The organism is Rhizobacter sp. P5_A1, from assembly GCF_056400745.1.
On record NZ_JBFUKR010000003.1, the window covers coordinates 88,378 to 102,080 of the forward strand.

Annotated in this window: 13 protein-coding genes; 6 read left to right on the forward strand and 7 right to left on the reverse strand. The window is 70.3% G+C overall.

Annotation, left to right across the window (positions count from 1 at the left end; genetic code table 11):
- The first annotated feature begins 50 nt into the window (after positions 1–50).
- The gene (locus tag AC1DTW_RS03975) at positions 51–401 is read left to right on the forward strand and encodes a cupin domain-containing protein (RefSeq protein ID WP_477979344.1); all 351 of its coding nucleotides are present in this window, start codon (positions 51–53) and stop codon (positions 399–401) included.
- Here AC1DTW_RS03975 and AC1DTW_RS03980 read toward each other — a convergent pair.
- The 7 genes from AC1DTW_RS03980 to AC1DTW_RS04010 all read right to left on the reverse strand — a co-directional run bounded on the left by AC1DTW_RS03980 (position 383) and on the right by AC1DTW_RS04010 (position 7,138).
- A complete protein-coding gene (locus tag AC1DTW_RS03980; protein ID WP_477979346.1) occupies positions 383–1,546 on the reverse strand; it encodes an NAD(P)/FAD-dependent oxidoreductase in 1,164 nt (387 codons plus the stop codon). The genes AC1DTW_RS03975 and AC1DTW_RS03980 overlap by 19 nt on opposite strands.
- Complete coding sequence (locus AC1DTW_RS03985; protein ID WP_477979348.1) at positions 1,539–2,930, reverse strand: FAD/NAD(P)-dependent oxidoreductase; 1,392 nt, start codon at positions 2,928–2,930, stop codon at positions 1,539–1,541. The genes AC1DTW_RS03980 and AC1DTW_RS03985 overlap by 8 nt, the downstream gene beginning before the upstream one ends.
- Positions 2,927–3,289 carry a (2Fe-2S)-binding protein gene (locus AC1DTW_RS03990; protein WP_477979350.1) on the reverse strand — a complete coding sequence of 121 codons (363 nt, stop codon included), beginning with the start codon at positions 3,287–3,289 and terminating at the stop codon, positions 2,927–2,929. Before AC1DTW_RS03990 ends, AC1DTW_RS03985 begins: the two co-directional genes overlap by 4 nt.
- Positions 3,290–3,302: 13 nt before the next feature.
- The gene (locus AC1DTW_RS03995) at positions 3,303–3,800 is read right to left on the reverse strand and encodes an Lrp/AsnC family transcriptional regulator (RefSeq protein ID WP_477979352.1); all 498 of its coding nucleotides are present in this window, start codon (positions 3,798–3,800) and stop codon (positions 3,303–3,305) included.
- Between the two features lie 62 nt (positions 3,801–3,862).
- Positions 3,863–5,260 carry an aspartate aminotransferase family protein gene (locus tag AC1DTW_RS04000; protein WP_477979354.1) on the reverse strand — a complete coding sequence of 466 codons (1,398 nt, stop codon included), beginning with the start codon at positions 5,258–5,260 and terminating at the stop codon, positions 3,863–3,865.
- Between the two features lie 125 nt (positions 5,261–5,385).
- Positions 5,386–6,312, reverse strand: a complete 927-nt coding sequence (locus AC1DTW_RS04005) for a 2-hydroxyacid dehydrogenase (protein ID WP_477979356.1) — start codon at positions 6,310–6,312, stop codon at positions 5,386–5,388.
- A gap of 7 nt (positions 6,313–6,319) precedes the next feature.
- Positions 6,320–7,138 (reverse strand): GNAT family N-acetyltransferase, encoded by an 819-nt coding sequence (locus tag AC1DTW_RS04010; protein WP_477979811.1) that lies wholly within the window; start codon positions 7,136–7,138, stop codon positions 6,320–6,322.
- A 315-nt stretch (positions 7,139–7,453) separates the two neighbouring features.
- On the opposite strand from AC1DTW_RS04010, the gene AC1DTW_RS04015 reads away from it, so the two are divergent.
- From AC1DTW_RS04015 to AC1DTW_RS04035, 5 genes are all read left to right on the forward strand, one after another.
- Positions 7,454–8,884, forward strand: a complete 1,431-nt coding sequence (locus AC1DTW_RS04015; RefSeq protein WP_477979813.1) for an aldehyde dehydrogenase family protein — start codon at positions 7,454–7,456, stop codon at positions 8,882–8,884.
- A gap of 172 nt (positions 8,885–9,056) precedes the next feature.
- Entirely contained in the window at positions 9,057–9,722 is a 666-nt protein-coding gene (locus tag AC1DTW_RS04020) for a haloacid dehalogenase type II (protein WP_477979358.1), read from the forward strand.
- 31 nt (positions 9,723–9,753) lie between these two features.
- Positions 9,754–11,043: an NAD(P)/FAD-dependent oxidoreductase gene (locus AC1DTW_RS04025; protein WP_477979360.1), complete on the forward strand. Its 1,290-nt coding sequence runs from the start codon at positions 9,754–9,756 to the stop codon at positions 11,041–11,043.
- Between the two features lie 48 nt (positions 11,044–11,091).
- On the forward strand, positions 11,092–12,711 hold the full coding sequence (locus tag AC1DTW_RS04030; RefSeq protein WP_477979362.1) for an ABC transporter substrate-binding protein: 1,620 nt from the start codon (positions 11,092–11,094) through the stop codon (positions 12,709–12,711).
- 29 nt (positions 12,712–12,740) lie between these two features.
- Positions 12,741–13,697 (forward strand): ABC transporter permease, encoded by a 957-nt coding sequence (locus AC1DTW_RS04035; protein ID WP_477979364.1) that lies wholly within the window; start codon positions 12,741–12,743, stop codon positions 13,695–13,697.
- The last annotated feature ends 6 nt before the right edge of the window (positions 13,698–13,703 follow it).

The following is a 13,703-nucleotide window of genomic DNA, read 5'->3' on the forward strand; positions in this document are numbered from 1 at the left end:
GCGCAGGGGCGTCGCTATGCTGCGCCTCTTTCACCACCGCGCCTCTCGACATGACGATCCAGATCCTCCGCCAATCCGCGAACCTGACCGAGCTGCAGGACTTGGGCCCGGTGGCGCGCCCGCTGTCGCAGCCGCCCTGCCTGACACGTGGCATCGCCGTCGAACTGGTCGGCGCCGGCGCCAACCGCACGGGTCTGTGGGAGTGCGCGCCCGGCCGCTTCGAACGCCAGCTCGCGCAGGCCGAGGTCATGCACATCCTGTCGGGTTCGTGCACCTTCACGCCGACCGGCGGCGAGGCCCGCGAGATCCGCGCCGGCGACACGCTGTTCTTCCCGGCCAACACCACAGGCGTGTGGCACATCACCGAGACGCTGCGCAAGGTCTATGTCGTGATGGGCTGATCCCGCGGGACGGTCGCGAAGCGGCCGATCGAAAATGCCGCGATCGGCGTCGACGTGCGGCCGGTGGCGATCACTTCGGCCATCGCCTCGCCGACGCCCGGGCCGATCGCGAAGCCTTCGCCGTTGAAGCCGAACGCGTAGTGCAGCCCGGGCACGCGCGCGCTCGGGCCGAGCACCGGCACCCAGTCGCCGGTGTAGCCCTCGATGCCGCTCCAGACGCGGATCAGCTGCACGTTCGCGAACGCCGGCACGAAGCGGCGCAGCTCGCGCAGCTGGCGCAGCGTGTTGTCGGGCTTCACGTACGCGCGCACCGCATCGGCCAGCGCCGGGCCCTTGAGGCCGCCGCCGAAGACGATGTTGCCGCGCGCGATCTGGCGGAAGTACAGGCCCTCTTCCTCGATCGGCGTGGACACGCCGATCGACGGGCCGATCGCATACGGCAGCGGTTCGGTCACGCCCATCTGCGGGCCGCGCGCGTCCAGCGGCACCGGCTCGCCGAAGCTCTGCGCGAAGCGCGCCGACCACGCGCCGGTCGTCACCAGCAGCTGGGCCGCGCGGTATTGCCGGCCGTCGACCGTGTGGGCGACGAAGTCGGCCGCGTCGCGCTCGATGTGCGCGACCTCGCTGTGCTCGTGGATGTGCGCGCCCGCGCGCTGTGCCGCGCGCCCGAACGCCGGGCCGGCCAGGCGCGGGTTGGCGTGGCCATCGAGCGGCGACAATGAACCTGCCACCACCGCGTCGCTGAAGATGCCCCAACGCCGCCGCATCGCGTCGGCACCGAACATCTGCAGATCGAGGCCGAGCGGCTGCACGTCGCGCACGTGTTGCTCGAGGCTGGCGGCCTGCGCCTCGGTGTAGCAGACGCGCAGGTGGCCGTAAGGCACGAACTCCAGGTCCTCGCCGAGCAGCTCGTTGACGCGGCCCCAGACGGCGCGCGCCCGGTTCGCGAGCGGGATCTGCGCGAGGTCGCGGCCCTGGCGGCGCACGTTGCCGAAGTTGGTGCCGCTGGCCTGGCGGCCGATCAGCTCGCGCTCGAGCAGCGTCACGCTCAGGCCGTGGCGGCGCAGGAACAGCGCCGTCGTCGTGCCCATCAGGCCGCCGCCGACGATCAGCACGTCACTGCGCTGTGATGCGGTTTCAGCCATGTTCCTGCGCGCTCATCAACAAGGGCTTGACTGGCGCCTGCCCGCGCAGGCGCCCCACCCGCTCGACCGGCACGCTCGCCGCGGCCGCGACGACCTCGGCCGCCGCGTGACCGCAGTAGCGGCCCTGGCAGCGCCCCATGCCGACTCGGCTGAAGGCCTTCGCGCGGTTCAGCTCCTGGCTGCCGAGTGCGAGCACGCTGCGGCGCAGCTCGCCGGCCGTGACGGCCTCGCAGCGGCACACGATCGCGTCGTTCGGCAGCACGGCCGCGTGCGCGTGCGGCCACGGGAAGGCCTGCGCCAGCCCTTCGCGGAAGCCGTTCATCGTCGCCAGTGTGCGCTGCAGGCCGACCTGCTCGGCCGCGAACAGCGTGCGGCCCCGCCCATGGTTCAGGTCGTGCAACGCAGCCAGCGCCGCGAGCCGACCCGCGGCCTCTGCGCCGTCGGCACCGAGGATGCGCGCGCCGTCACCGGCGAGGTAGACGCCCGCTGTGCTGCTGCGGCCGCAGGCGTCGATGCGCGGCAGCCATTGGCGGCTCAGGGATTCGAACTCGAATTCGCAGCGCGCGAGGTCGGCGAGCTGCGTCTCGGCGCGCAGATGCCAACCCATGCCGATCGCGTCGCACGCGAAGCTGCGTTCGGCGCCCCGTGCGTCGCGCACCACGACACCCGACACGCCGCCACCGGCCGAGCCATCGATGCGCATGGGCTCGACGTCGTTCAGCAGCGCCACGCCGGCGAGGCGCAGCGAGGCCTTCAGCGCCAGGCCACGCAGCAGCAGGCGAGGGCGCGTCAGCAAGCCGCGCAGTGCCGCGAACGACGGCAGCGCCGGCGAGGTGTCGAGCACGGCCTCGACCTGCGCACCCGCTTTCACGTACTGCGCCGCGACGAGGTACAGCAGCGGCCCGCTGCCCATGAACACCACGCGCGAGCCGATCGCACAGGCCTGCGCCTTCAGTGCGATCTGTGCCGCGCCCAGGCTGTAGCAGCCCGCCATGTTCCACCCCGGCACCGGCATCAGCCGATCGGTGGCACCGGCGCAGACGATCAGCGCGTCGAAAGGCAGCGTGGCCGTCGCGCCGCTGGGCGCATGCACCGTGTGCAGCTGGCCCGACGTGATGTTCCACGCCAGCGTTTCGGGGTGGTAGTCGATCCGCGTGCGCAGCGCATCGAAGTCGCGGTGCAGCGCTTGCGCCTTCGCGGACTCGCTGCCGTAGAGCATGGCCGGCGTGCGCTTGAAGCCTTCGGGCTGGCGGCGGTAGATCTGGCCACCGTCGCGCCGGCCTTCGTCGATCAGGATGGGGCGCAGGCCGGCATCGACCAGCGCCTGCGCGGCACGCACGCCGGCCGGGCCGGCGCCGACGACGACAACGCGCGGCGGCGTCATCGGAACACCTCGCCGCGTTCGCGCGCCGCGACCTCCGGCGTCATCGGCCACAGCGAAGCCGGCGGCGCGGTGCGCACGGTCATGCCTTCGGCGACGACGGTGGAGCACGCGCGCAGCCGTTGTCCGGCGTCGTCCCAGACCCAGCAGTCCTGGCAGGCACCCATCAGGCAGAAGCCGGCGCGCGTGCCGTCGCCGAACTCGGACGTGCGCACGCGCCGGCCATTCGTCAGCAGCGCGACGAGCAGGGTGTCGCCTTCGAGCGCGGTCGCTGGTGCGCCGTCGATCGACAGATGCACCGCGGCGCGCGCGGTCTCGGCGAGACGCACGAAGCGTCCACCGCTGGGCAGTGGATGGCTCATGCCAGAACCGTCCTCAGGGGTTGGACGGGAACAGCCGCTCGATCGGGTAGTGCGTCTTGATGAACGGCGACTTGATCACGATGAAGCTGAAGTACTTCTCGATGCCGATGTTGCGCTCGAGCAGGTCCTCGATCAGCGCCTGGTAGTGGTTGACGCCACGCGTCGTGAACTTCAGCAGGTAGTCGTAGCCGCCGCTGACCAGGTGGCATTCGAGGATCTCGTCGACGCCGCGGATCGCCGCCTCGAAGCGCACGAAGTCCTCGCGGTGATGGTCCGACAGCGTGACCTCGGTGAACACGGTCAGCGTGTCGCCGAGCTTCTCGAGCCGCAGCTGCGCGCCGTACCCCGAGATGTACCCCGCCTGCTCGAGCCGCTTGACGCGGATCAGGCAGGGGCTGGGCGACAGCCCGACCGCATCGGCCAGGTCGACGTTGGTGATGCGCCCGTTCTTCTGCAACTGGCTCAGGATGCGCAGGTCGAGCCGGTCGAGTTTGAGAGAAGGGCTGGTCACGGGCGGGCAGTGCAATGCGAGGGCTCAATTGTGCGGCTTCGCTGACCGGACGGCGACGCATCTCACTTCAGCGCGGCGCGCACATCGGGCGCGGCCAGCACGTCGTCCAGTGTCTTCTTCAGGCGCGTGGCCATCTGCGCGAACTCGTCCTCGGTGAAGCACAGCGCCGGCGCGAAGCCGAGGATGTGGTCGCCGAACGAGCGGAAGATCAGGCCGTTGCGGTAGCCGGCGTCGAACAGCCGGTCCGACAGGCCGAGCGCAGCGTCGAAGCCGCGCTTCGTCGCCTTGTCGCTCACCAGTTCGAGCGCGCCCAGCAGCCCGCGGTGGCGCGACTCGCCGACCAGCGGGTGATCGCGCAGGCCGTCGAGCACGGCGGCGAAATGCGGCGCCACGGCCTGGCCGTTCGCGAGGATGCCGCCTTCGTCGTAGAGCCGCAGCACCTCGAGCGCGATCGCCGCGCTGACCGGGTGGGCCGAGTAGGTCGCGCCGTGGCCGATCGGGGCATCGGCCGGCGCGCCGTCGGCGATGCCGGCGTAGACCTTTTCCGAGACCAGGGTCGCGCCCATCGGCGCATAGCCTGCGGTCAGGCCTTTGGCGAGCGTCATCAGATCGGGTTCCACGCCCTCGGCGTCGCACGCGAACATCGGGCCGGTGCGGCCGAAGCCGGTGATGACCTCGTCGACGACGAACAGGATGTCGAGCTCGCGGGTCGCCTCGCGCATCGCCTTCAGCCAGCCGACCGGCGGCACGACCACGCCGCCCGATCCCTGGATCGGTTCGCAGAAGAACGCGGCGACGTTCTCGGCGCCGAGCTCGGCGACCTCGGCGCGCAGCGCCGCCACCGACGCCGCGATCACCGCCTGCGGATCGTCACCGACCGCGCTGCGATAGGGATACGGCGACGCGATGTAGTGCTGGTTCGGCAGCGGCAGGTCGAAGCCGCGGTGGAACACCGGCAGCGCCGTCAACCCTGCGCCGAACGACGACGAGCCGTGGTAGCCCCGCTGCAGCGAGATGAAGTGCTTCTTGCTCGGCCGGCCGGTGTTGTTGTAGTACTGCGTGATGAAGCGGCTCGCCGCGTCCACCGCCTCCGAGCCGCCCAGCGTCAGGTAGACGCGCGTCAGCGCGGCCGGCGTGATCTCGACCAGCCTGGCCGCGAGGCGGATCGCCGGCTCGCTGCCGAAGTGGAAGTAGCCGGTCGCGTAGGGCAGCTTGCGCATCTGCTCGGCCGCGGCCCGCACCACGCTCTCGTGGCCGTAGCCGATGTTGACGCACCACAGGCCGGCGAAGGCATCGAGCAGCTCGCGGCCGTTCGCGTCCTTCAGCCAGGAACCGTGGCCCGACTCCAGCACGGTCACGCCGCGCTGCTCATGCTTGCGCCACGGCGCGACCGGATGGATCAGGTGGTCTCGGTCGAGCGCGATCAGCGCATCGAGATGGGAAAGGTCTCTGGACGACATGCGGATGACTCTTGAAGAAGAGCCTCCAGAATAGGTCGACCGCTCTGACGCGTGGTGCTGCATTGAACGGCCGCCACGCAATGCTTCATCGTTCTGGGCGCGGGTTCGGCAGAAGATGCGGCACGTCAGTATCCGCGCGATCGATCGACGCGCCCGATCATCGCCTCGCCCGCATCGAAGCGACGCAGGTTGTCCAGCACCGCCTGCGCGGCGGTCCCGGGCTGCGTCATGCTCGCGATGTGGGGCGTGAGCCAGATGTTCGGGTGCTGCCAGAACGGGTGGTCCGGCGGCAGCGGCTCGGGGTCGGTCACGTCGAGCACGGCGTCCGAGATCTGGCCGCGCTCGAGTGCGGCGAGCAGGTCGTCGTGCACGAGCTGCGGCCCGCGGCCGACATGCACGAGTCCGGCGCCACGCGGCAGCTGCGCGAACACCGCGGCGTCGAGGATGCCGCGCGTCTCGCTCGTGAGCGGCAGCAGGCAGACGAGGATGTCGGTGCGCGCGAGAAACGTCGGCAGCTCATCGGCCCCGGCGAAGCACTGCACGCCGTCGAGAACATGCCGGGAGCGACTCCAGCCGGCGCAATCGAAGCCGAAGCGGCGCAATGCCGCGAGCGCCGCCTGCCCCAGCGAGCCCAGGCCCAGCACGCCGACGCGGCGTTGCGAGGCCGGCCGCAGCGGTGCGGCCTGCCACAGTGCGCGGCGTTGCTGGCGCTGGTAGTGCAGCATGTCGCGGTGCAGCGCGAGCACGGCCCAGCTGACGTACTCGACCATGCCGTTGATGATGCCGGGCTCGACCATGCGCACCACCGGCAGCCCGGCCGGCAGCGCCGAGAAGTCGAACTGGTCGACGCCGGCGACGGACGAGAACAGCACCTCGAGATTCGGGAACACCTCGAGGAGCTTCGCGGGCGGCTCCCACGCCGCGAGAAAGCGCACCGCAGCCGGATCGCCGATGTCGGGCCAGATGTGGAACGGCAGCGCCGGCGCTTCGCGCGCAAAGATCTCGGCCCATTGCCGGCCGCGCACGGGGTCGGACTTGTAGACGAAGCTCATCCAGGTTTCAACCCAGTGCCTGATTGACGAGCGCGAACAGCCGCACGCCTTCGACGCGGCCCGGCGCGGCGCCGCGCACCATCACCGTCGGCGCATCGACGCGCAGCAGGCCCAGGCCCTCGAGCCACTCGGTCAGGCCGCTGTCGAAGTCGATGTCGATGCGCACGAATTTGCCGGCGTTCAGACCCACCAGGTGGGCGATCAGCGCCTTGGCGCTGTCGGCGTCGGGCGCGACCACCGGGCCGATCGCGAGGCCGCGGCCGAAGCGGCGCAGCATCGCGAAGCCGCGCGCCTGGGCCTGGTGGTCCAGCACGACGGTGTCGGCGCTGCCGAGCAGCGCGGTGATCATCGCGACGCGCGGCATGCCCCGCGCCTGGGCGTCGAGCGCAGCCAGCGTCGCGGTGTCGTTGTGGTCGGCCGGGCGCAGCCGCCAGCCCGGGGCCAGCGCGACCAGCGGCGCCGGCAGCGCCGTGCCCTGGTGCTGGCGCACCTCGCCGGTCCGCGCGAAACCCAGGCGCTCGTACAGGCCGCGGCCTTCGGGCGTGGCGTGCAGCAGCACGTCGCGACCCTGCAGCGACGCGAGCAGCGCCTCCATCAGGCGGTAGCCGACGCGCCGGCCCTGGCAGCGCGGGTCGACGATCACCAGGCCGAGGGTCGCGTACTGCGCACCCCACAGCCAGCACAGCGCGGTGCCGACGAGCTCGCCGTCGCGCTCGGCCACCAGCCCGTGGCCGAACTCGAAGTTGAACTGCCAGTCGGCGAGGCGGTGCGGCCAGTGCACGCGCAGCGACAGCGCGTGCGCGGCCTCGAGGTCGGCCGCCGTCATCGGTCGCAGCACGACCCCGTCAGCGGCGCTCAATGCATGGGTCAATCGGTTCTCCAGCTGGGGTTCTCGTGCGATGGTTGCAAGCTTGCCGGCGCGTCGGATAGGACGATCTTGCTGCCGGGACCCATACCGCAGCATCCGCTGTCGCGCCGCGGCGAATCGCAATTTGCTGCGCTCGCCGCGGTGCGTACAGGCGCAAATTCCGCGCCACCCTGCCTAGCATCTGCGGATCGGTACACCCCCATTCTGAAGGCCCGCGTGCACAGCTTCCAGCCCGATCAGATCCATGTGAGCAGCGGCCACTTCATCGACGGCATGCTCCTGCCGGCGGCGGCCGGCGAGGCCCTCGAGGTGCAGCGGCCCTCGGACGGCCAACGTTATGCCGCGTTGCCGCTGGCCGATGCCGACGGCGTCGACCGCGTCGTCACGAACGCGTGGACCCGCTGGCGGGCGAGCGACTGGGCCACCCGTGCGCCACGCGAACGCGCCCGGGTGCTGCGCCGCTGGGCCGACCTGGTCGAGGCCGATGGCGCGGTGCTGGCCCCGCTCGAAGCCGTGGGCTCGACACGGCCGCTGCGCGACGCCCTCGCGTGGGACCTGCCGTTCACCGCCGAGGGCCTGCGCTTCTTCGCCGAGTACGCCGACAAGCTGGGCGGCGAGGTCGCGGCCACGCGCAGCGATCACCTCGGCATGACCGTCACCGAGCCGTACGGCGTGGTCGGCGCGATCACGCCCTGGAACTTCCCGCTCGTGATGGCCTCGTGGAAGGTCGGCGCCGCGCTCGCGGCCGGCAACGCGGTCGTGCTCAAGCCCTCGGAGCTCACGCCGTTCTCGGTGCTGCGGCTGGCCGAGCTGGCGGTGCAGGCGGGCGTGCCGCCGGGCATCTTCAACATCGTGCAGGGCGACGGCCGCGTCACCGGCGACGCACTGAGCCGCCATCCGCGCATCGCCAAGATGACCTTCACCGGCTCGACGCGCACCGGCGCGGCGATCATGGCGGCGTGCGCGCTGCACGGCCCGAAGCCGGTCACGCTGGAGCTGGGCGGCAAGAGCCCGCAGCTGGTGTTCGACGATGTGCCCGACCTGGACAAGCTCGCCGCGACGATCGCCGGCGCGATCACCGGCAACGCGGGCCAGGTGTGCGTCGCGGGCTCGCGGCTGATCGTGCAGCGGCGCATCGCCGAAGCGTTGATCGAGCGCATCGCCGAGCGCTTCGACGCGCTGCGCCCCGGCCCGACCTGGGACGCCGCGGCCACGCTGTCGCCGATCGTCTCGCGCCCGCAGGCGGCGCGCATCGCCGACATCGTCGGGCGTGCGCTCGGCAGCGGCGCGCGGGCGCGCTGCGGCGGCTCGCTCGCCGACGTGGCCGCCGGCGGCGCGTATTTCCAGCCCACGCTGATCGACCAGGTCGATGCGGCCAACCCGGCCGTGATCGAGGAGATCTTCGGCCCGGTGCTGACGGTGCAGACCTTCGACACCGAAGAAGAAGGCCTCGCGCTGGCCGAGCACGCGCACTACGGCCTCGCCGCCGGCGTGCACACCGCCGACATCGGTCGCGCGATGCGCGCGATGCGCCGCATCCAGGCCGGCACGGTCTGGATCAACCGCTACGGCCGCACGTCGGACTTCGTGATCCCGACCGGGGGTTATCACCAGTCGGGCATCGGCAAGGACCTGGGGCGCCAGGCCGTCGAGGCCAACCTGCGCGTCAAAAGCGTGCTGATCGATTTCGCGGTGCCGCAATGAAGTGCGCCGCCGCACCGGTGCAGCGCAGACCGCATGCCATGCCGAGACGGGCCATCGAAACCGCAGCTTCGATGCCCGGCTCGATCCATTTCCCCACGAACTCGTCCTCGTCACATGCTTCAATGAAATGGTGATGACGAGGCTCCATCACCGAACCAAAGGACCCACCCGAATGGCTTTCCGTCCCAAATACATCAGCTTCGATTGCTACGGCACCCTGACCCGGTTTCGCATGGGCGAGATGACGCGCGAGATCTTTGCCGACCGCATTGCCGCCGATCGCATGGAGCAGTTCGTTGCCGACTTCTCCGCCTACCGCTTCGACGAGGTGCTGGGTGCGTGGAAGCCCTATGTCGACGTGCTGAAGAACGCGGTGCGCCGCACCTGCAAGAAGTGGGGCGTGCAGTACTTCGACCACGAGGCGCAGCGCTACTACGACGCGGTGCCGACCTGGGGCCCGCACGCCGACGTGCCCGAAGGCCTGGCGCGCGTCGCGAAGGAGATCCCGCTGGTGATCCTGTCGAACGCGTCGGACGACCAGATCCTGAAGAACGTCGCGCAGCTCGGCGCGCCGTTTCACCGCGTCTACACCGCGCAGCAGGCGCAGGCCTACAAGCCGCGGCTGCAGGCCTTCGAGTACATGCTCGATTCGCTGAACGCGAACCCGGAAGACATGCTGCACGTGTCGTCCAGCCTGCGCTACGACCTGATGTCCGCAGACGACCTCGGCATCAGGAACAAGGTCTTCGTCAATCGCGGCCATGGTCCGGGCTGCGCGGCCTACGGCTACACCGAGATTGCCGACATCGGCGGGCTGGCCGGGGTCGTCGGTCTCTGATCGCGCGGCACACACCGTCCACACCGCGTCCATGAAGCTCGACTCGTACTGGACCGACACGGCACCGGCGTTCACGCCGACGGCCGCGGAGCTGCCGGCGAGCGCGGACGTGGTCATCGTCGGCGCCGGCTTCACCGGGCTGTCGGCGGCGCTGGCGCTGGTGCGGCGCGGCGCGAGCGTCGTGGTGCTGGAGGCCGGCGACCGCATCGCGAGCGAAGCCTCGTGCCGCAACGGCGGCCACGTGAACAACGGCCTCGCGGTCGACTACGGTGCGGCGGCCGATCAATACGGCGCCGAGCAGGCACGCGCCTGGTACCACGCGTTCGATGCCGCCGTCGACACGGTCGAGCGCGTCGTGCGCGACGAGGCGATCGACTGCGACTTCGAGCGCAACGGCAAGCTCAAGCTCGCGACCCGGCCGGCGCACTACGAGGCGCTGGCGCGCAGTGCCGAACGCATGCGGCGCGAGGTCGACCCCGATGTCGAGCTGATCGACGCGACACGCGTGCGGCAGGAGGTCGGCAGCGAGCGCTTCGTCGGCGGCCTGTTGCAGAAGAAGAGCGGGCAGATGCACATGGGCCGCTTTGCCCACGGCCTGGCGAGCGCGGTCGAACGCAACGGCGCGCAGATCCACCTCGGCACGGCCGCGAACAAGCTCGAGCGCCAGGGCGCGAGCCACGTACACCGCGTGCATACCGCGCGCGGCACGGTCAACGCGAAGCAGGTGCTGCTCGCCACCGGTGCCTCGCAGCACGGCAGCTACGGCAGCTTCGGCTGGCTGCGCCGGCGCATCGTCGGCATCGGCAGCTTCATCATCGTCACCGAGTCGCTGGGGCCCGAGCGCGCGCAGGCCGTGCTCAGGCTGCGCCGCACCTGCGTCACGGTCGCGAACATCCACCACTACTTCCGCCTGACGGCCGACCACCGGCTGGTGTTCGGCGGGCGCGCGCGCTTCGCGGTGTCCAGCCCCACGTCCGACCGGAAGAGCGGCGCGATCCTGAAGCGCGGGCTGGACCAGACCTTCCCGCAACTGGCCGGCGCGAAGATCGACTACTGCTGGGGCGGCCTGGTCGACATGACGCAGGACCGGTTGCCGCACGCCGGCGAGCGCGACGGGTTGTACTACTCGACGGGCTACAGCGGCCACGGCACGCAGATGTCGGTGCACATGGGCCAGCGCATGGCCGAGGTGATGGCCGGCAACGCCGCTGCCAACCCCTGGCGCGACCGTGCGTGGCCCGCAATCCCCGGCCACCTCGGCCCCCCTTGGTTTCTCCCCGCCATCGGTCTCTACTACCGTGTCAAGGACATGGTCGCCTGAGCCGACTCTTCCCCTTCGATCCACCGCACCACAGCCACAGGAACTGCCATGAACGAGCGCACCAAACTCCAAGACCTCGTCGGTCCTCACGACAGCACGCGCATGCTGGATGCGTTGAAGCGCGGCGCGAGCCGGCGCGATGTGCTGGCCATGCTGATGGCCGGTGGCATGCAGGCCACGCTGGCGGGCGGCTTGTCCAGCCTGGCGCTGTCGGCGCACGCGGCCACGCCGAAGCGCGGCGGGCGCATCCGCGTCGCGGGCGCCACCGCGGCGATCACCGACACGCTGGACCCGGCGAAGATGTCGAACCAGACCGACTACTCGCGCGGCACGATGCTCTACAACGGCCTGACCTCGCTCGACGGCAGCCTGACGCCGCAGCCGGCGCTGGCCGAATCGTTCGACACCAAGGACGCGAAGGTCTGGGTCTTCAAGCTGCGCAAGGACGTGAAGTTCCACGACGGCAAGCCGCTGACGCCGACCGACGTGGTGTTCTCGGTCATGCGCCACAAGGACGCGGCGACGGCCTCCAAGGCCAAGGCGCTGGCCGACCAGATCGACACCGTGAAGGCCAGCGGCGCGAACGAGGTGACCGTCACGCTGAGCGCGCCCAACGCCGATCTGCCGGTGATCCTGGGCACCTTCCATTTCCAGATCGTCAAGGACGGCACGACCGACTTCAACGCCGGCATCGGCACCGGCCCCTTCAAGCTGAAGGAGTTCAAGCCCGGCGTGCGTTCGATCGTGGTGCGCAACGAGGCCTACTGGAAGCCCGGCCAGCCCTACCTCGACGAGATCGAGTTCGTCGGCATCGGCGACGAGGGTGCGCGCGTCAATGCGCTGCTGTCGGGCGACCTGGACCTGGCCGGCTCGGTCAACCCGCGCTCGGTGGATCGCATCAAGGGCACGGCCGGCTTCTCGGTGTTCAGCACCCAGTCGGGCCAGTACTCCGACCTGATCATGCGCAAGGACGTGGGTCCGGGCACCAACCCCGACTTCATCCTCGCGATGAAGCACCTGATCGACCGCGAGCAGATGCGCAAGTCCGTTGCGCTCGGCCATGCGGTGCTCGGCAACGACCAGCCGATCGACCCGACGAACCGCTTCTACTTCGCCGGGCTGCCGCAGCGCCCGTTCGACCTCGACAAGGCCAAGTTCCACCTGAAGAAGTCGGGCGTCGGCGAGGCCCCGGTGCCGGTGGTCGCGTCGCCGGCGGCGCTGTACTCGGTCGAGATGGCGCTGGTGATGCAGCAGTCGGCGCAGAAGATCGGCCTGAACCTCGACGTCAAGCGCATGCCGGCCGATGGCTACTGGGCCAACCATTGGCTCAACAGCCAGGTCGGTTTCGGCAACGTGAATCCGCGCCCCAGCGCCGACACGCTGCTGACCTTGTTCTACAAGTCGGACGCGGCCTGGAACGAATCGCGCTTCAAGAACGAGAAGTTCGACCAGTTGTTGATCACCTCGCGCGCCGAGACCGATGCGGCCAAGCGCAAGCAGCAGTACGCCGACATGCAGACCATGATCCACGAGCAGGCCGGCACCGGCATCCCGCTGTTCCTGGCCAGCCTCGACGGCCACAGCAACAAGCTCAAGGGCCTGTCGCCGATCCCGCTCGGCGGGCTGATGGGCTACTCGTTCGCCGAGCACGTCTGGCTCGACGCCTGAGCGGCTGACGCCATCGAACGCCGAGCGCGATGAACCTGCTCATCCTGCGACTGACGCTCCAGCGCGTGATGCTCGCGCTGCTGTCGCTGCTGGTGGTGTCGGCGATGGTGTTCGCCATCACCGCGGTGCTGCCCGGCGACGCGGCTCAGGCGCAGCTCGGGCAGGAGGCCACGCCGGAGACCCTGGCCGCACTGCGCCATCAGATGGGGCTGGACGTGCCCGCGCCGGTGCGCTATGGGCGCTGGCTCTCCGGCCTGCTCGCCGGCAAGCCCGGCGATTCGATCGTCACGCACACGCCGGTTGCCGACATGCTCGCGAGCCGCTTGCCCAACTCGCTCTTGCTCGCGGCCATCACGATCGTCGTCGCGGTGCCATTGGCACTGGTGCTGGGCATCCTCGCCGCGATGTACCGCGGCTCGGTGTTCGACCGCATCGTCAGCGGCGGCGCGGTCGCGGTGGTCTCGGTGCCCGAGTTCCTCGTCGCCACGCTCGCGGTGCTGGTGTTCGCGGTCGAACTGCACTGGCTGCCGGCGCTGTCGTACGGCGTGAGCTTCGACTCGCCGGTGAAGATGCTGCGCTCGTTCGCGATGCCGGTGATGACGCTGTGCTGCGTGATGGTGGCGCAGATGATGCGCATGACGCGCGCCGCGGTGATCGACCAGCTCAAGGCGCCCTACATCGAGATGGTGCTGCTGAAGGGCGCCACACCGATGCGCATGGTGCTCGCGCACGCGCTGCCGAACGCGGTCGGGCCGATCGCCAATGCGGTGGCGATGACGCTGTCGTATCTGCTCGGCGGGGTGATCATCGTCGAGACCATCTTCAACTACCCCGGCGTGGCCAGCCTGATGGTCGATGGCGTGACCCAGCGCGACATGCCGCTGGTGCAGACCTGCGCGATGCTGTTCTGCGCCGCGTACCTGGCGCTCGTGACGCTGGCCGACATCGTCAGCATCGTCGCGAACCCGCGCCTGCGTTACCGTTGAACGCGA

Excerpts from the sequence above, each read along its gene's own strand:
- AC1DTW_RS03975 (WP_477979344.1), top strand. The coding sequence starts at position 51 with ATGACGATCCAGATCCTCCGCCAATCCGCGAACCTGACCGAGCTGCAG.
- AC1DTW_RS03980 (WP_477979346.1), bottom strand. The coding sequence starts at position 1,546 with ATGGCTGAAACCGCATCACAGCGCAGTGACGTGCTGATCGTCGGCGGC.
- AC1DTW_RS03985 (WP_477979348.1), bottom strand. The coding sequence starts at position 2,930 with ATGACGCCGCCGCGCGTTGTCGTCGTCGGCGCCGGCCCGGCCGGCGTG.
- AC1DTW_RS03990 (WP_477979350.1), bottom strand. The coding sequence starts at position 3,289 with ATGAGCCATCCACTGCCCAGCGGTGGACGCTTCGTGCGTCTCGCCGAG.
- AC1DTW_RS04000 (WP_477979354.1), bottom strand. The coding sequence starts at position 5,260 with ATGTCGTCCAGAGACCTTTCCCATCTCGATGCGCTGATCGCGCTCGAC.
- AC1DTW_RS04005 (WP_477979356.1), bottom strand. The coding sequence starts at position 6,312 with ATGAGCTTCGTCTACAAGTCCGACCCCGTGCGCGGCCGGCAATGGGCC.
- AC1DTW_RS04010 (WP_477979811.1), bottom strand. The coding sequence starts at position 7,138 with ATGACGGCGGCCGACCTCGAGGCCGCGCACGCGCTGTCGCTGCGCGTG.
- AC1DTW_RS04015 (WP_477979813.1), top strand. The coding sequence starts at position 7,454 with ATGCTCCTGCCGGCGGCGGCCGGCGAGGCCCTCGAGGTGCAGCGGCCC.
- AC1DTW_RS04020 (WP_477979358.1), top strand. The coding sequence starts at position 9,057 with ATGGCTTTCCGTCCCAAATACATCAGCTTCGATTGCTACGGCACCCTG.
- AC1DTW_RS04025 (WP_477979360.1), top strand. The coding sequence starts at position 9,754 with ATGAAGCTCGACTCGTACTGGACCGACACGGCACCGGCGTTCACGCCG.
- AC1DTW_RS04030 (WP_477979362.1), top strand. The coding sequence starts at position 11,092 with ATGAACGAGCGCACCAAACTCCAAGACCTCGTCGGTCCTCACGACAGC.
- AC1DTW_RS04035 (WP_477979364.1), top strand. The coding sequence starts at position 12,741 with ATGAACCTGCTCATCCTGCGACTGACGCTCCAGCGCGTGATGCTCGCG.